10 protein-coding genes are annotated in these 17,731 nt (G+C 69.9%); 5 read left to right on the forward strand and 5 right to left on the reverse strand.

Annotated features, from left to right (window positions below; translation table 11 throughout):
* The first annotated feature begins 48 nt into the window (after positions 1–48).
* Entirely contained in the window at positions 49–1,671 is a 1,623-nt protein-coding gene (locus ACFWXQ_RS11310; RefSeq protein ID WP_383939530.1) for an acyl-CoA synthetase, read from the forward strand.
* A gap of 156 nt (positions 1,672–1,827) precedes the next feature.
* Positions 1,828–3,123 (forward strand): phenylacetate--CoA ligase PaaK, encoded by a 1,296-nt coding sequence (gene paaK, locus ACFWXQ_RS11315; protein ID WP_383939527.1) that lies wholly within the window; start codon positions 1,828–1,830, stop codon positions 3,121–3,123.
* A gap of 106 nt (positions 3,124–3,229) precedes the next feature.
* Here the strand turns inward: paaK and ACFWXQ_RS11320 are convergent, their stop codons facing one another.
* Together ACFWXQ_RS11320 and ACFWXQ_RS11325 are read right to left on the reverse strand one after the other, a co-directional pair.
* A complete protein-coding gene (locus tag ACFWXQ_RS11320; RefSeq protein ID WP_383939524.1) occupies positions 3,230–5,512 on the reverse strand; it encodes a sulfatase in 2,283 nt (760 codons plus the stop codon).
* 202 nt (positions 5,513–5,714) lie between these two features.
* Positions 5,715–7,217, reverse strand: a complete 1,503-nt coding sequence (locus ACFWXQ_RS11325) for an acyl-CoA synthetase (RefSeq protein WP_383939521.1) — start codon at positions 7,215–7,217, stop codon at positions 5,715–5,717.
* 132 nt (positions 7,218–7,349) lie between these two features.
* On the opposite strand from ACFWXQ_RS11325, the gene ACFWXQ_RS11330 reads away from it, so the two are divergent.
* Positions 7,350–9,755 carry a penicillin acylase family protein gene (locus tag ACFWXQ_RS11330; protein WP_383939518.1) on the forward strand — a complete coding sequence of 802 codons (2,406 nt, stop codon included), beginning with the start codon at positions 7,350–7,352 and terminating at the stop codon, positions 9,753–9,755.
* A 203-nt stretch (positions 9,756–9,958) separates the two neighbouring features.
* The gene (locus ACFWXQ_RS11335; protein WP_383939515.1) at positions 9,959–11,314 is read left to right on the forward strand and encodes an acyltransferase family protein; all 1,356 of its coding nucleotides are present in this window, start codon (positions 9,959–9,961) and stop codon (positions 11,312–11,314) included.
* A 2-nt stretch (positions 11,315–11,316) separates the two neighbouring features.
* On the opposite strand, the gene ACFWXQ_RS11340 is transcribed toward ACFWXQ_RS11335, so the two are convergent.
* Both ACFWXQ_RS11340 and ACFWXQ_RS11345 read right to left on the reverse strand, forming a co-directional pair.
* Entirely contained in the window at positions 11,317–12,867 is a 1,551-nt protein-coding gene (locus tag ACFWXQ_RS11340; RefSeq protein ID WP_383939512.1) for an acyl-CoA synthetase, read from the reverse strand.
* Complete coding sequence (locus ACFWXQ_RS11345) at positions 12,864–13,973, reverse strand: NAD(P)H-dependent flavin oxidoreductase (RefSeq protein ID WP_383939509.1); 1,110 nt, start codon at positions 13,971–13,973, stop codon at positions 12,864–12,866. Before ACFWXQ_RS11345 ends, ACFWXQ_RS11340 begins: the two co-directional genes overlap by 4 nt.
* Before the next feature lie 208 nt (positions 13,974–14,181).
* On the opposite strand from ACFWXQ_RS11345, the gene ACFWXQ_RS11350 reads away from it, so the two are divergent.
* Positions 14,182–15,969: a serine hydrolase gene (locus tag ACFWXQ_RS11350; protein ID WP_383939506.1), complete on the forward strand. Its 1,788-nt coding sequence runs from the start codon at positions 14,182–14,184 to the stop codon at positions 15,967–15,969.
* Positions 15,970–16,046: 77 nt separating this feature from the next.
* Here ACFWXQ_RS11350 and ACFWXQ_RS11355 read toward each other — a convergent pair whose 3' ends face one another.
* The gene (locus ACFWXQ_RS11355; RefSeq protein ID WP_383939503.1) at positions 16,047–17,627 is read right to left on the reverse strand and encodes a phytoene desaturase family protein; all 1,581 of its coding nucleotides are present in this window, start codon (positions 17,625–17,627) and stop codon (positions 16,047–16,049) included.
* Positions 17,628–17,731 lie beyond the last annotated feature (104 nt).

Genomic DNA, 17,731 nt, shown 5'->3' on the forward strand with positions numbered 1-17,731 from the left:
CGATGACGCACGTCCATTCGTCGAAGCTTGCCGGGGTCAGGAGGAGCGGTGGAGTACAACCTTGCCGACCTGTTCGAGTCGGTCGTCGACGTGGTCCCCGACCGCGAGGCGCTCGTCTACATCGACCACCCCGGCACGGGTGCGGAGCGCCGGCTCACGTACGCGGAGCTGGACGCGGCGGCCAACCGCGTCGCCCACCATCTGATCGACAGCGGCATACGCCCTGGTGAGCATCTCGGGCTGCATCTCTACAACGGCATCGAGTATCTCCAGACCGTCCTCGGCTGTCTCAAGGCCCGGATCGTGCCGGTCAACGTCAACTACCGCTATGTGGAAGAGGAGTTGGTCTACCTCTACCGGGACGCGGATCTGGCGGCACTGGTCTTCGACACGGAGTTCACCGAGCGGGTCGCGGCGGCCCTGCCGCGCACCTCGGTACTGCGCCATCTCGTACGGGTGGGCGCTCCGGCCCCTGACGCACCCGCGCTGCCCACCGTGGTGGACTTCGCCGGCATCGACGCCTCCGGAACGTCCGAGCGCGGCTTCCCGCCCCGCTCCCCCGACGACCAGTTCATCATCTACACCGGCGGCACCACCGGAATGCCCAAAGGTGTGATGTGGCGTCAGGAGGACCTGTTCTTCTCGGGGTTGGGCGGCGGCGCTCCGACCGGGGAGCCGGTGAAGACGCCCGAGGAGGTCGCCGAGCGGGTCGCGGCCGGCGGCGAGGGGATCACCTTCTTCCCCACACCTCCGCTGATGCACGGCACCTCGACCCTCACGGCCTTCATCGGCTTCAACTTCGGCCAACGCATCGTGATCCACCGCAAGTTCGTGCCCGAGGAGGTGCTGCGGACGATCGCGAAGGAGAAGGTCACCAGCGTGTCGCTGGTCGGCGACGCGATGCTGCGGCCCCTCATCGACGCGCTGAACGGGCCCATGAGGGGCACCGACACCTCGTCCATGTTCAGCGTCTCCTCCTCCGGCGCGATCATGTCGGAGACGGTGCGCGCTCAGTTCCAGGCACTCATTCCGAACGTCATGCTGCTCAACAACTTCGGCTCCTCCGAGTCCGGCTTCAACGGCACGGCGACGGAGGACTCGGGCCCCGACCGCGGGTTCCGGATCCGCGTCAACTCCCGTACGCAGGTGGTGGATCCGGCGACCTACGAGCCGGTCCCCGTCGGCGAGGTGGGCCGCGTCGCCCAGCGCGGCCATGTGCCCCTCGGCTACTACAACGACCCGAAGAAGACCGCCGAGACCTTCTTCGAGAAGGACGGCGCCCGGTGGGTACTGCTCGGCGACATGGCGACCGTCGACGAGGAGGGGGTCGTCACCGTCCTCGGGCGCGGTTCGCAGTGCATCAACACCGGCGGCGAGAAGGTGTATCCGGAGGAGGTCGAGCAGGCGCTCAAGTCGCATCCCGATGTGTACGACGCGCTGGTCGCCGGAGTGCCCGACGAGAAGTGGGGCAACCATGTGGCGGCCGTGGTGCAGCTGCGCACCGGCGCGGGGCAGCCGTCCCTGGACGACATCCAGTCCCACTGCCGCACTCATCTCGCGGGCTACAAGATCCCACGCCAGCTGGTGATCACGGAGTCCATCCAGCGCTCTCCGAGCGGCAAGGCCGACTACCGGTGGGCGCGCTCGGTGGCGGCGGAGGCCGCCCACTAGACCTCACCCCTGGCGCGTGCCGCAGAGACCCCACCTCTTCCCCCTGCGGCCGCCCCATGTCTTGACGACGGCCCGTACCCCTGAATTACTGATCCAGAGCAGAGCGACCGAATGATCGGTCGCCCGTAATGGAACGTTTGGTGAGGGAGCGGCCCCATGGCGGATTCGACGGACCTGCTGGACGAGGGCGAGCGGCTCGACGCGCAGGGGCTGCGCGCACTCCAGCTGGAGCGGCTGAGGGCTTCACTGCGGCACGCGTACGAGAACGTGCCCTTCTACCGGGACTCCTTCGACAAGGCGGGGCTCCGGCCCGAGGACTGCCACTCGCTCGCCGATCTGGCCCGCTTCCCCTTCACCACGAAGGCGGACCTGCGCGAGAACTATCCGTACGGGATGTTCGCCGTGCCGCAGGACCGTATCCGCCGCATCCACGCATCGAGCGGTACCACCGGGCGCCCCACGGTCGTCGGCTACACCGAGAACGACCTTGCCATGTGGTCCGACATGGTGGCCCGCTCGCTCCGCGCGGCCGGCGCCCGGCCCGGCGACACGGTGCATGTGGCGTACGGCTACGGGCTGTTCACCGGTGGGCTCGGCGCCCACTACGGTGCCGAGCGGCTCGGCTGTACGGTGATCCCCGCGTCCGGCGGCATGACCGCCCGCCAGGTACAGCTGATCCAGGATCTGAAACCCCGGATCATCATGGTGACGCCCTCCTACATGCTGACGCTCCTCGACGAGTTCGAGCGGCAGGGCGTGGACCCGCGGCACACCTCGCTCCGGGTGGGTGTCTTCGGTGCCGAGCCCTGGACCGAGGAGATGCGCCGGGAGATCGAGGAACGGTTCGCGATCGACGCGGTCGACATATACGGGCTGTCGGAGGTGATCGGCCCGGGAGTCGCCCAGGAGTGCGTCGAGACGAAGGACGGACTGCACATCTGGGAGGACCACTTCTACCCGGAGGTCGTCGATCCGTTCACCGGCGAGGTGCTGCCGGACGGCGAGGAGGGCGAGCTGGTCTTCACCTCGCTCACCAAGGAAGCCATGCCCGTGATCCGCTACCGGACGCGGGACCTCACACGGCTGCTGCCCGGTACGGCCCGGATCTTCCGCCGGATGCAGAAGATCACCGGGCGCAGTGACGACATGGTCATTCTGCGCGGTGTGAACCTGTTCCCCACCCAGATCGAGGAGATCGTCCTGCGCACACCGGGCGTCGCCCCGCACTTCCAGCTGCGGCTGACCCGCGACGGCCGCCTCGACGCGCTCACCGTGCGCGCCGAGGCCCGGGCCGGCGCCACGCCCGAGATCCGCGACGAGGCCGCGCGCGCCATCACGGCGGCCGTGAAGGACGGCATCGGGGTCTCGGTCACCGTCGAGATCGTCGAACCGGAGTCGCTGGAGCGGTCGGTGGGGAAGATCAAGCGGATCATGGATCTGCGCCCGCGCTAGTCATGCCGTCCGCACCGGCCCCGGACGGCGGGGCCGGTGCGGGCCTCGACTCCGGACCGCAACGCCGCACCGCGACGCCCGACCGCGACGCCGGACCGGGCCGCCTCTACCGCTTGGCGGGCGTCGAGCCGTACGCGGTCAGGAAGCGGTCGCGGAAGGAGTCCATCCGCCACACCGGTGCCGACGTGTCGGGCTTGATGCCGTCCGTCCAGCCCCAGTCGTCGATCTTGTCGAGTACGGACTTGTCGTGGGCGACGATCGAGACGGGCACGTCCCGGCTGGCGTTGCTCCCGCTGACGCTGGCCAGCGGCTGGTGGTCGCCCAGGAAGACGAGCACGGTGTTCTTGCTGCCGTACTTCACCACGTAGTCGATCAGGGAGTTCACCGAGTACTCGATGGACTTGCCGTACTCCTCCTTGACCTTCTTGGAGTCGTAGAACACGTCCGCGGGGTCCTTGCCCGCCTTCTCGATGCCCTCGTAGACCGAGCCGTCGCCGACCTGGTCCCAGGGGATCATCTTGGGGATCGGGGCCCAGGGCTGATGGCTGGAGGTCAGGATGATCTCCGACATCAGCGGCTTGTCGCGCTTCTTGCCGTGCTCAAGGCGCTCGAAGGCGCTCAGGGCGTACTGGTCGGGCATGGTCGACCAGCTGAACTTCGGGCCCTCGTAGCCGAGTTCCCGGGAGTCGTAAACGCTGTCGAGGCCGTAGAACTTGCCCTCCGGCCAGTTCTTCTGGACGCCCGGCATGACGCCCACGGTCCGCCAGGCGCCGGTGCGCTGGAAGGCGCCGGTGAGGGTCAGGTGCTCGCCCGCGGTGACGGTGCGATAGCGGTTCTGGTTGTTGATCCACAGGCCGGACAGGAAGGTCGAGTGGCCGAGCCAGCTGCTGCCGCCGTAGGTCGCCGAGGTGAGCCAGCCGCTCTTGGCGGAGTAGCCGGCCTTGGTCAGGGCCTCGTTCTTGGCCGTGAGCGTCGCGTCGACGCCCGCGGCGGTGGCCTCGTCCTCGATCGCGCTGCGGCCGTAGCTCTCGATGAAGGCGATCATGACGTCCTTGCCACGCAGATCGGTGAGGAGCTGGTCGCCCGGGGTACCGCCGAAGGCGTCCTTCTTGGCCTCCTTGGCGAACGCCGCCTCGTCCTTGAGGGTCGCCTGCACCCGGTTCACACGGTCCTCGACGCGGGCGACCGTGTTCCTGGCCGCGATGCCCGGGCCGGAGAGCTGCAGGCCGAGCGCCGCGCAGGTGACCCAGGCGGTTCCGACCAGCAGGGTGACGCGGGTGGCCGCGTCACGGTTGCGGGTCATGACGTTGCTCACCCGGAGCACCGCCAGGGTCATCACGACCAGCACGACGAGGACAAGGACCACGACCGCGATCACGGCGCCGATCGCGCCGCCGTTGCCCATCGTGTCCTTGAGGTACGCCTGCGCGTCGTCGAACAGGACCCAGTCGAGGACCACGTTGAATCCTCGGCCGAGGAACATGTTGAAGCCGACGTCGAGGAGGTTCAGGACGGTCAGCACGCCGAGGACCGCTCCGGAGACGATCGCCACCACGATCCGGGGCCTGCGCGGCAGGACGATGAGGACGGCGGCGCCCAGGACCGCCTCCACCGGGATGCGCAGGAACACGCCGGGCGTGAAGTTGTCGGCGGAGGTCGGCATGAGGAGCGCGAAGCAGACGAGCAGGAGGGACAGGCCTGTGACGGCCCATCCCACGTTGCGCGCGGCGACCGCGTGCCGGTCCCGCCACTTGCGGGGGGCGGGGGCGGCGGGTTCGTCCGGGGTCCCGGCGGGTTGGTCGCCGACGGAGGTGCCCTGATCGGAAGCGGAGCTGTCCAGGTCAGAAGCGGATGTGTCCAGGTCGGAGGCGGAGGTGTCCTGGTCGGAGGCGGTGCTGCCCTCGACTGCGGGGGCCTTCTCGACGGACGGGGTCTGTTCTTCAGCCGGGGTCTCTTCGGCAGCCGAGGTCTCCTCAGCGGCCGTGCTCTCCTCAGCCTCAGGAGCCTCGCCGGAGGGAGCGTTCTCCTCCCCCGCGGAAGCCTCTTCGGAAGGCGCTGCCTCCTCCGCCCCGGACGCCTTGTCAGAGGCCGTGTCCGTGTCGAGGTCGACGGCGGGTTCCTCCTCGGGTTTCCCTTCGGAGGCGGCGGCACCTTCCCCTACGGACGTCTCCGCGGCGGACGTCTCCTCAGCAGACGTCTCCCCCGCCGGCCCCTCCTCGGCGGCGACGGCGTCCTCGGCGTCGGCCCTCTTGGAGGAATCGGCGTGCTCGGCCGCAATGCCCTTTCCGGGGGCGGCATCCTCGGCAGGGGTGCTGTGCTGGATGTCTTCGGGCGTGTCCGCCGGAGGGGCCTCCGGCGTCACTTCGGGCTCCGGGGTTGTCCGGTCCATGTCCGGCAGCTGGCGAGAGTTCGTGGTGCGCGACAACCCGAAGGTCCTTCCGTGCGAAACCCGGTGGTGATACGGCGGACCAGGCTCGGGTATTCGGGCCGCCGTTATTGGTACGGCTCACCGGCGGATTCAGTTCACCGACCGAGGATCCGACCACCAGGGATTCAACCACCGGGAGTGCAACCGTCGCGCCCGGCCAAGGTCAAGCCTCTCCCAACCGGTCCCGCAGCTCCCGCTTGAGGATCTTCCCGCTGGCGTTACGGGGCAGTTCGTCCACGAACACCACCCGCTTCGGCGCCTTGAAGTGGGCGAGGTTCTCGCGCGCGTGGGCGACCAGCTCGTCCTCGGTGACCGTGCCGCGGGGGACGACCACCGCGGTCACGGCCTCGATCCAGCGGTCGTCCGGCAGCCCGATCACCGCGACCTCGGCCACCTCGGGATGCGTGTAGAGCGCGTCCTCGACCTGCCGTGAAGCGACCAGGACACCCCCGGAGTTGATGACGTCCTTCACCCGGTCGACGACGGTGTAGTACCCCTGGGCGTCCCGCACCACGAGATCGCCGGAGTGGAACCAGCCGTCCCGGAACGCCTCGGCCGTCTCCTCGGGCTTGTCCCAGTAGCCCTCGCACAACTGCGGTGACCGGTAGACGACTTCACCGGACGTGCCGTCGGGCACGTCCTTGCCGTTCTCGTCGACCACTCTCGCGTCCACGAACAGCACCGGACGCCCGCAGGAGTCCAGGCGCGCCTTCCTGTGCTCGTTCGGCGCGAGGACCATGGACAGCGGGCCGATCTCGCTCTGGCCGAAACAGTTGTAGAAGGCCAGCTTGGGAAGCCGTTCCCGCAGCCGTTCGAGGACGGGCACGGGCATGATCGACGCCCCGTAGTAGGCCTTGCGCAGCCCGCTCAGGTCGCGGGTCGCGAAGTCGGGGCGGTTCGACAGACCGATCCACACGGTGGGCGGCGCGAAGAGACTGTCCGCGCGGCCGGCCTCGATCAGGTCGAAGAGCTGCTCGGCGTCGGGTGCGTCGAGGATGGTGTTCCGCGCGCCGACCGCGAGATACGGCAGCAGGAACACATGCATCTGCGCCGAGTGGTACAGCGGCAACGAGTGCACGGGCAGATCGCCCGCACTCAGGTCGAGGGCCGTGATCGCGCTCAGGTACTCGTGCACCAGCGCGCGGTGCGTCATCATCGCGCCCTTCGGGAGGGCCGTCGTACCGGAGGTGTAGAGCAGCTGCACCAGGTCCTCGGTGCGCGGCTCGGGACCGTCGTACGGAGGTGTCGACTCCAGCCGCGCGAGCAGCGAGTCGTCGGCGTCGCGCAGCGGCACCACCCGTACGCCGTCCGGGAGTCGGTCCGCGAGGTCGGGGTCGGCCAGGACGAGCGTGCTGCCGGACTGGCCGACGATGTAGGAGAGGTCGTCGCCCGTCAGGTTCTGGTTGACCGGTACGTGTACGAGCCCGGCCCGGGAGCAGGCCAGGAAGCCGATGAGGTACGCGTCCGAGTTGTGGCCGTAGGCACCGACGCGGTCGCCGGGAGCCACGCCCGAGGAGATCAGCACCTGGGCCGCGCGGGAGACGGCCTCGTCGAGTTCGGCGTACGTCCAGGAGCGGTCGCGGTAGGTGACCGCTGTGCGCTCGGGGGTGCGTCGGGCACTGCGTCGCAGCACTCCGTCAACCGTGCTGCCGTGTCCAGGCGTCATGACACGTGATCCTCGTTCCGTTCCGTGAGCGGGGTCAAGTCCCGTACGAGGAGGTCAGGCCCCGAGCGCCTGCCCTGCGTACACCGTTGTCACGTTCAACCGCCCCTTCCCTCAATGATGTTGGGAGGCACGATGCGTACCCGCCTGAGACAGCTCGTCGTCACGGCCGTGGCCCTGGCCACCGCCTCGGCCGCACTGCCGGCCGCCACGGCCCAGAGCCAGGACCGTCAGGAACGTCCCGCGCACGGTGGTCTGTCCGCCACCGTCCGCTATACCGAGTACGGCATTCCGCACGTCGTCGCGAAGGACTACGCGAATCTCGGCTTCGGCACCGGCTGGGCACAGGCCGCCGACCAGGTGTGTGTGCTCGCCGACGGATTCGTGACCGTTCGCGGGGAGCGCTCCCGCGTCTTCGGCCCCGAGGAGGCGCCGGACCGCTCGCTCTCGTCGGCCGGCGAGAACCTCTCCAGCGACCTGTACTTCCGCGGGGTGCGGGACGCCGGCACCGTACAGAAACTGCTGGACCAGCCGGCGCCCGGAGGGCCGAGCCGTCAGGCGAAGGACCTGATGCGCGGCTGGGCGGCCGGCTACAACGCCTGGCTGAAGCAGAAACGGATCAGCGACCCGACGTGCAGGGGTGCCGCCTGGGTGCGGCCGGTCACCGCGCTCGACGTGGCCACGCGCCTGTACGCCCTGTCGGTGCTCGGCGGTCAGGGAGGCACCGTCGACGACATCACCGCCGCGCAGCCGCCCACCGGCTCCGCCACCCCGGCCGCCCGTACGCCGGACGCCGAGGATCTGGTCCGAGCCGTGCGCGATCTGCTGCCCGACGGCTCGATGGGTTCCAACGCGGTCGCCTTCAACGGCAGTACGACGGCGAACGGCCGTGGTCTACTGCTGGGCAACCCGCACTATCCGTGGCACGGCGGGCGCCGGTTCTGGCAGGCGCAGCAGACGATCCCGGGCGAGCTGAACGTCGCCGGCGGCTCGCTGCTCGGCACGCCGACGATCTCCATCGGGTACAACGCGCATGTGGCATGGAGCCACACCGTCTCGACCGGTGTCCCCTTCACCGTCCATCAGCTCACGCTGGTTCCGGGCGATCCGACGGCCTATCTGGTGGACGGCACGCCCGAGCGGATGACCGAGCGAAAGGTGACCGTCGCGGTCAAGGACGGTACTCCGGTGACCCGGTCGCAGTGGTGGACCCGCTACGGCCCGGTGCTCTCCTCCCCCGACGGCGAGCTCCCGCTGCCCTGGACCACGACGACGGCGTACGCGCTGAACGACCCGAACGCGGCGAACCTGCGCTTCGCGGACACGTCTCTCGGCTTCAGCAAGGCGCGCAGCACCGCCGACGTCCTCGGATCACTCACCCGGAACCAGGGCCTGCCCTGGGTGAACACCATCGCGGCCGACTCCTCGGGTCACTCCCTGTTCAGCCAGTCGCAGGTGCTGCCCCGGGTCACGAACGAGTTGGCGACCCGCTGCTCGACAGCGCTCGGCAAGGCCACCTATCCGGCGGCGGGGGTCGCGGTCCTCGACGGCTCGCGCGGTGACTGCGCACTCGGCAGCGACGCGGACGCCGTACAGCCGGGGACCTTCGGTCCGGCGCGGATGCCGACGCTGAAGGACGCGCCGTACGCGGAGAACTCCAACGACAGCGCCTGGCTGGCCAATGCCGACCGGCCGCTGACGGGTTACGAGCGGATCTTCGGCACGGTCGGCACCCAGCGTTCGATGCGCACCCGCGGCGCGATCGAGGACGTGGCGGCGATGGCCGGGCGCGGCGATCTGACCGTGAAGGACCTTCAGCGCCAGCAGTTCGCGAACCGGGTGCCCGCGGGTGATCTCGCGGCGGACGCCGCCGCCCGCGCGTGTGCCGCGCTCCCGGGAGGGACCGCAACGGGCAGCGACGGCAAGGCGGTCGACGTCTCCGAGGCATGCGGTGTCCTCAAGGCGTGGGACCACTCCATGGACACCGACAGCAGAGGAGCACTGCTCTTCGACCGGTTCTGGCGGAAGCTGATCAGGGCGGTGCCGGGTGCGCAGCTGTGGAAGGTGCCGTTCTCGGCAGCGGACCCGGTCCGCACCCCGAACACGCTGAACACGGACGCACCGGGCTTGGCCAGGGCCCTCGCCGACACCGTGACCGAACTGCGTACGGCGGGGATCGCTCTGGACGCGGAACTCGGGGCGAACCAGTTCGTCGTACGCGGTGGTCAGCGCATCCCGGTTCCGGGCGGTACCGAGTCGCTCGGCGTGTGGAACAAGATCGAGCCGGTGTGGAACGCGGCGGCCGGCGGCTACACGGAGGTCACCACGGGTTCGAGCCACATCCAGGCGGTCGGCTGGGACGGCAGTGGCTGCCCGGTGGCCCGGACGCTGCTCACGTACTCCCAGTCGTCGAATCCGAATTCGGACCACTTCGCCGACCAGACGCGGCTGTTCTCGCGTGAGAAGTGGGTGACGTCCCGCTTCTGCGAGAAGGACATCCTCGCCTCGCCCGCGCTGAAGGTGGTGCGGGTGCGCGAGTAGGCAGGGCACATGTGGTCCCGCCCCATGTGGGGCGGGACCACACGCGTACGCACCGGCCCATCCTGTCGTTGACCATCAGCGACAAAGGGCGCGTAATGGTAGTTATGGACATCAGGCCGCCAATCCGGTCTCCCGCCCTGGAACGGTCACTCCCCGTATCCGAACCACTACCCGAACCTCGGACATCGGCCGGTCCACGGCGGTTGGCCTGGCTGGACGCACTGCGCGGCATCGCGGCACTCGTCGTGGTGTTCGAGCACGCGTCGTACTCCTTCATGCCGGAGTTCCGGCAGGAACTGATGCCGGAGTTCAACACCGGCCGGTACGGCATCCTGGTGTTCTTCCTGGTCAGCGGCTACATCATCCCCGCCTCACTTGAGCGCCGGGGCAGTGTCCGGACGTTCTGGATCGGGCGGGTGTTCCGCATGTACCCGCTGTGGGCGACCGCCATTGCCGCCGTCCTCGCCGTCAACCTCCTGGGTCTGGCGAACATGCGCGACTTCGGCAACCAGAGCACGGCCACGGCGGCCGTCGCCCACGCCGGCCTGCTGCAAGAGCTGCTCGGGACGCCCAGTGTGCTGCTCGTCCTGTGGACGCTCTCGTACGAGATGGCCTTCTATCTGCTGGTCGTCGCGCTCTTCACGGTCCGTCTCCACCAGCGGTCGGCGGCGGTCGCCGTCACCCTCGCGGTGCTGGCCGCCGTGAGCGTGGCGGCAGGCATCACGCTGCCGGATTCCGCCCTGTCCGGCCTCCTCGGCACGGGCCTGCTCATCGGCCTCGCCTCGGGCGCCTTGGTGGTCGCGATCTGCTGTGCGAGCGCCGGGGCACCCGCGCTGCGCGTGGTCGGCGGCGTGCTGGGCGGGGTGCTGGCGCTCGTCCTGGTCCCCTTCAACGGCACGGTCCCGCTGTGGGAAGGCCTGATCATCCTCGCCGTGATGTTCCTCGGCACCGCCGTCCACCGGGCCGAGAACGGCCAGAGCTCCTGGTGGCAGGCGGGCCGCACGGCCGCGGTGGTGATCGCCTGCGCCGTGGCCGGCGCGTACTGGAACAGCGACGAGGCGCCCTTCACCCGGCAGGGCTGGATCGTGGCGTTCCTGCTGGCCGTGCTCACCTTCGGTATCGCGCTGGCGTTGCGCCACCGGCGGATCCCGCGCTCGCTGATCTGGCTGGGAATGATCAGTTACTCGGTCTATCTGCTGCATCCGGTGCTGCTGGCGGTGAGTGACGGCACGATCGGCCGGTGGCCGCGGGACAATCCCGTACTCGTGGTGGCGTTCTTCGCCGTGCTGCTGCCGCTGTGCGCGCTGACCTACCGGTACATCGAGGCTCCGGGCCAGGCGTGGGGCCGGAAGCTGGCACGCCGCGCCGAGCGGTCGCGACGGGCACCCGCGCCGCAGGTACGCCCCAAGAAGCCGCAGGTGAGCCCCGCGAAGCCGCCGATACCCCCCGGGAATCCACCTGCGGCACGTCACACCGCACGGCACACTGCACGTCAGACCGCACGTCCCATCGCCCCGGACCGAGCAGAGGTCCAAGGCGATGTGACCGTCGGATCCTGAGCTCACACGGGACGGGTCCGCCCCTCCCAGTACGGGTCCCGCAGTCGCCGCTTGTAGAGCTTCCCGTTGGGATCGCGCGGCATCGTCTCGATGAAGTCGACGCTCTTGGGGCGCTTGTACCCGGCCAGCTGCCGCTCGCAGTGCTCCAGGATCGCGGCGGCCAGCGCCTCGCCCGCCTCGAAGCCGGGGGCCGGTTCGACGACGGCCTTGACCGCCTCGCCCCAGTCGTCGTGCGGGATCCCGAAAGCGGCGGCGTCGGCGACGGCGGGGTGGGTGAGCAGGGCGGCCTCGATCTCGGCGGGGTAGATGTTGACCCCGCCCGAGATGATCATGTCGATCTTGCGGTCGCGGAGGAAGAGATAGCCGTCCTCGTCGAGATATCCCAGGTCACCGACGGTGAAGAAGTCCCCGATGCGGTTCTTCTTCGTCTTGCCCTCGTCCTTGTGGTACGAGAATCCGCCCGTGCTCATCTTCATGTAGACGGTGCCCAGTTCACCGGGCGGCAGCCTGTTTCCGTCGTCGTCGAAGACGGCCAGCTCGCTGATGGGCCAGGCCTTGCCGACCGTGCCGGGCTTCTTCAGCCAGTCCTCGGCGGTCGCGAAGGCACCGCCGCCTTCACTGGCCGCGTAGTACTCCTCGACGCTGTGGCCCCACCACTCGATCATGGCCCGTTTCACGTGGTCCGGGCATGGGGCGGCGCCATGGATGGCGTGCCGCATGGACGACACGTCATGGGCCGCCCTTGTGTGGTCCGGCAACGCGAGCAGGCGGTGGAACTGGGTCGGGACCATATGGGTGTGCGTGCACCGGTGGGCGTCGATGAGCCGCAGCATCTCCTCGGGCGTCCACTTGTCCATCAGCACCAGCCGGTGCCCGATGTGCAGGGATGCGCCCGCGAACTGGAGGACCGCCGTGTGGTAGAGCGGCGAGCACACCAGATGCACGTTGTCGTCGAACGGCTTGATGCCGAAGATGCCGAGGAAGCCGCCGAGGTAGGTCTCCTCGGGGAGCTTGCCGGGCAGGGGTCGCCGGATGCCGCGCGGGCGGCCCGTGGTCCCCGAGGTGTAGTTCATGACCCAGCCGAGCGTGCGGTCCTCGGGCACCGACTCGGGCTGCCCGTCGAGGAGTTCGGCGTACGGCCGAAAACCCTCGACCGCGCCGACCGCGTACCGCCGCTCCTCGGGGAGCTTCGCCTCGTCGGCCGCGTGGCGTGCCGCGTCGGCGAACCGCTCGTGCGCGATCAGCACTTTGGCACCGGAGTCGGAGACGATCCAGGCGATCTCGGGGCCGACGAGGTGGTGGTTGACGGGCACGAGATAGAAGCCGGCCTGCGAGGCGGCGAGATACGCGGTGAGGAACTCGACGCCGTTGGGCAGCACGACGGCGAAGGCGTCGCCGCGTTCGAGCCCGGCGGCGCGCAGTCCGTGCACCAGCCGGTTGGTCTCGGCGTGCAGGCGTCCCGCGGTCCACTCCTCACCGTCGGTCGCGATGAGGACGGTGCGCTCGGGGTCGGCGATGGCCTGGGCCCAGAAGCCGTTGGGGGGCTGGCTCACTCGTGGCTCCTTCCGGCGATGCGGTTGAGTCGGTCGACGGCCTTCTCGAAGTCGCGGGTGAGGTCGTCGACGACTTCCTGGACGCTGCGTTCGCTGTTCATCCGGCCGACGATCTGTCCCACGGGCGTCCCGAGCAGCGGTTCGACCTCGTGCCGCTGGATCCGCGAGACGGCGTCGGCGACCAGCAGCCCCTGCAGGGGCATGGGAAGCGTGCCGGGCCCGTTGGGGTCGTCCCAGGCGTCGGTCCATTCGGTACGCAGCTGACGTGCGGGTTTCCCGGTCAGCGCGCGCGAGCGGACCGTGTCGCCCGACCCGGCGGCGAGCAGTTTCCGGGTCAGGGCGCGCGAGTGCATGTCGGCCTCGGTGACGGTCAGCCAGATGGAGCCGAGCCACACACCCTGGGCGCCGAGAGTGAGCGCGGCGGCCATCTGCTGTCCGCTGCCGATACCGCCCGCCGCGAGCACGGGCAACGGGTCGACGGCCTCGACGACTTCGGGCGTCAGCACCATCGAGGCGATGTCACCGGTGTGGCCGCCGGCCTCGTAGCCCTGCGCGACGACGATGTCGATGCCCGCCTCGGCGTGCTTGCGCGCGTGCCGGGCGCTGCCCGCGAGCGCGGCGACGAGCACGTTCTGGTCATGGGCGCGCTCGATGACGTCGGCGGGGGGTGAGCCGAGCGCGTTGGCCAGCAGCTTGATCGGATAGTCGAAGGCGACGTCGAGTTGGTTGCGGGCGACCTGTTCCATCCAGCCGGTGATGCGCCAGCCGGAGGCCTCGCCCTCGGCGAGTTCGGGCACTCCGTACTTGGCCAGGGTGTCCTTGACGTACTGGCGGTGCCCCTCGGGGATCATCGCCTCCACGTCCGCCTCGGTCACGCCCTCGACCTTCTTGGCGGGCATGACGACGTCCAGTCCGTACGGCATGCCGTCGACGTGCGCCTCGATCCAGTCGAGGTCGCGTTTGAGGTCGTCGGGGGCGGTGTAGCGGACCGCACCGAGCACGCCGAACCCGCCGGCCCGGCTGATGGCAGCGGCGACGGCGGGGAACGGCGTGAAGCCGAAGAGGGCGTGCTCGACTCCCAGTTTCTTGCTCAGCTCCGTCTGCATGGGCGCAGGATGCCGCAGTCCTCCGGACGAAGGAAGACCTTTTCTGATGGACCGTCAGTTTCCATCGGTTTTCCCGAACCCGGACCGGTCCGGACGGCACCGTTGACACGCCCCCCGTCCGACACAAAAGTTTCATCGAGCACAGCGAACTCGGAAAGATACTTTCAGGCAGCCACGGCGGCACAGCGTCTCAACGGAAGGCTCCTCGATGACGGACAGAGCGGGCGGCGGGCCGACCCGTCGTCAACTGGGCCGGGGTTTGACGGCGTTGGGCGGCGCGCTGATCCTCGCTCCCCTCCCCGCGGCATCGGCGGCACCCGACACCGCCGAGAGCGACGGTGACGCCCACGGCCGCCCGACCCTGCGGCACGGCTCCGCCGAACGCGCCGGACTGCTCCCCGCCCCTCTGCGCCAACTCGTCACCGACGCCGAGGCGTTCCTCGGCCCCTCCCCCAAGTACCCCTGGTACGCGGGCGCCGTGCTGCTCGCCGGACGCGGCGGCACGGTCGCGCTGCACCACCCGATCGGCAAGGCGGTGCGCTACTCGGCGTACGACGAGAAGACCGACACCGCCCTGGAGTTCCCCGCCGACCAGCAGATCGCGATGGCGCGGGACACGGTCTTCGACCTCGCCTCGGTGTCGAAGCTGTTCACGTCGATCCTCGCGGTGCAGCAGATCGAGCGCGGCGAGTTGAAGCTGGAGGGAAAGGTCGCCTCCTACCTCCCGGACTTCGGCGGCGCGGGCAAGCAGGACATCACGATCCGTCAACTGCTCACGCACACCTCGGGGTTCCGCGCCTGGATCCCGCTCTACAGCGCGCCGACGTACGAGGAGAAGCTCCAGCTCATCTGGAAGGAGGCGCCGCTCAACCCGCCGGGCACCAGGTACCTCTACTCGGACCTCAATCTGATCTCGCTCCAGCTCGTCCTGGAGAAGATCACCGGTCGCGCCCTGGACGCCCTGCTGCGAACCGAGATCACCGACCCGCTCGGAATGCGCCGCACCCGCTTCAATCCGCCCGCCTCCTGGAAGCCGAAGATCGCCGCCACCGAGGACGCCCGCAAACCGTGGTCGGGGCTGGACCGCGGCCTCGTCTGGGGCCAGGTGCACGACGAGAACGCGTACAGCCTCGGCGGTGTGGCGGGCCACGCCGGTGTCTTCTCCACCGCGTGGGACCTGGCGGTCCTCGGCCGTGCACTGCTCAACGGCGGCGTGTACGGCAGGGCGCGCATCCTGGAGCCCGAGTCGGTGGAGTTGATGTTCACCGACTTCAACACTGCGTTCCCTGGTGACGAGCACGGCCTCGGCTTCGAGCTCTACCAGCACTGGTACATGGGCGCGATGGCCACACCGCGCACCGCGGGCCACACGGGTTTCACCGGCACCTCGCTCGTACTCGACCCGACGACCGACTCGTTCCTCGTCGTGCTCAGCAACTCCGTCCATCCCGTGCGCAGTTGGCGGTCGGGGTCCGCTCCCCGGGTGGCCGCCGCCAACAACCTGGCCCGCGCTGTGCCGGTCCGGCCCGCGCGAGGACGTACGGCCTGGTACTCCGGCATGGCGGCCGCCACGTCCGCCACGCTGACGCTGCCCGCGCTGGATCTCGGCGCGGGAGGCCGTCTGCGGTGCGCCCTGTGGTGGGACACCGAGCCGGGGGCGGACGCTCTCTTCCTGGAGGCCTCGCCGGACGGCGGCACGACGTGGCGGCCGGTGCCGTTCACCACCGTCCGGCGCGGCGAGGCCGCCCAGGAGCATCCCGCCGGTTCCGTCACCGGCTGGTCGGGGCGGGCCTGGCACCGGCTCTCCGCGGATCTCCCCGAGTCCCGGCAGCTCGTCCTGCGCTGGCGGTACACGACGGATCGGCTCTACGTCGGCCGGGGCGTGTACGTGGACGCGCAGCGGGTCGCGGACGGCGACCGGGTGGTGTTCGACGAGGCCAGACCCGCGGACGCGGCACGGATCGAGGCGGCGGGCTGGACGGCGGCCAAGGACTGACCACCGGAGCCGGCGACGGCGTGAACAAGCCGCCGCCGGGCGCTACTTGGCGGTCACGCAGCCGGTCTCACAGCCAGTCACGGAGACTCCTCCAGCACCGCCATGGCCGCGTTGTGTCCCGGTACTCCGCTCACCCCGCCGCCGCGCACCGCGCCCGCGCCGCACAGCAGGACGTTCGCGTGCGCGGTCTCCACGCCCCAGCGGCCCGTGCCGTCCTGCTCATAGGGGAAGGCGAGGTCGCGGTGGAAGATGTTGCCGCCGGGCAGCCGCAGATCGCGCTCCAGGTCGAGCGGTGTCTTGGCCTCGATGCAGGGGCGGCCGTCCGCGTCGGTCGCCAGGCAGTCGGCGAGCGGCTCGGCGAGGTGCGAGTCCAGTTGCGCGAGCGTCGACTTGAGCAGTTCCTCGCGTACACCGTCGTTGTCGTGGGCGAAGAGCCGGGCGGGTGTGTGCAGTCCGAAGAGCGTGAGCGTGTGGTAGCCCTGCTGCACCAGGTCCGGGCCGAGGATCGTCGGATCGGTGAGCGAGTGGCAGTAGATCTCGGAGGGCGGCGCCTCGGGCAGCGAACCGGATGCGGCCTGCGCGTGTGCGGTCGCCAACTGCTCGTATCCCTCGGCGATGTGGAAGGTCCCGGAGAACGCCTCGCGCGGATCGACGGACGTGTCGCGCAGCCGGGGCAGCCGCTTCAGCAGCATGTTGACCTTGAGCTGGGCGCCCTCGGCCGGGGCGGGCGGCTCGTCACCGGTGAGCCGGACGAGCTCCTGCGGGGAGGCGTTGACGAGGACGTGCCGGGCGGAGACGGTCCGTTCCCCGTCCGCGGTCCGATACGTGACCTCGGCGGCCCGCCCGTCGGTCTCCACGCGGACCGCCTCGTGGCCGGTGGCGACGACCGCGCCCGCGGCGCGCGCGGCTCCGGCGATGGCGTCGGTGAGCGCGCCCATGCCGCCGACCGGCACGTCCCAGGCTCCCGTGCCGCCGCCGATCACGTGGTAGAGGAAGCAGCGGTTCTGCCGCAGGGACGGGTCGTGGGCGTCGGCGAAGGTTCCGATGAGCGCGTCGGTGAGGACGACGCCGCGTACGAGATCGTCGCTGAAGTTGTCCTCGACGGTCACCCCGAGCGGCTCCTCGAAAAGAGTCCGCCAGGCCTCCTCGTCGTCGATGCGGCCGCGCAGCTCGTCGCGCGTGGGCAGCGGTCCGGTGAGGGTGGGGAACACCTTCTTGGCGACGCGGCCGGTCATCCCGTAGAAGCGCTGCCATGCCTGGTACTCGCGGGCGGACCCGGTCAGCTTGGCGAAGGCCTCCCGGGTGCGCCGTTCGCCGCCCCCGACGAGCAGTCCGGTCGGCCGTCCGTCACGCTCGGTCGGGGTGTACGAGGACACGGTGCGGCCGCGGACCCGGAAGTCCAGGCCGAGATCCCGCACGATCTTCCGGGGCAGCAGGCTGACCAGGTACGAGTACCGCGACAGCCGGGCATCGACACCGGCGAACGGCCGCGTGGACACGGCAGCCCCGCCGGTGACCCCCAGCCGCTCCAGCACCAGCACGGACTTCCCGGCCCGAGCCAGATAGGCAGCGGCAACCAGCCCGTTGTGCCCCCCGCCGACAATGACGACGTCCTGCTCCCGGTATCCCTCGAATGCACCCATGCATCTAGGTAACACGCAACGATCTAGGTCGGCCAGACACACGCGGCAACCGGCCCCGTTAGGGGCGCGGGCCGCGAGGGGCCGAGGCCCCGTTAGGGGCGCGGGGAACTGCGCGCCCA

The sequence above is a fragment of the Streptomyces sp. NPDC058697 genome (genome assembly GCF_042715345.1).
Classification (GTDB): Bacteria; Actinomycetota; Actinomycetes; order Streptomycetales; family Streptomycetaceae; genus Streptomyces; species Streptomyces liliifuscus.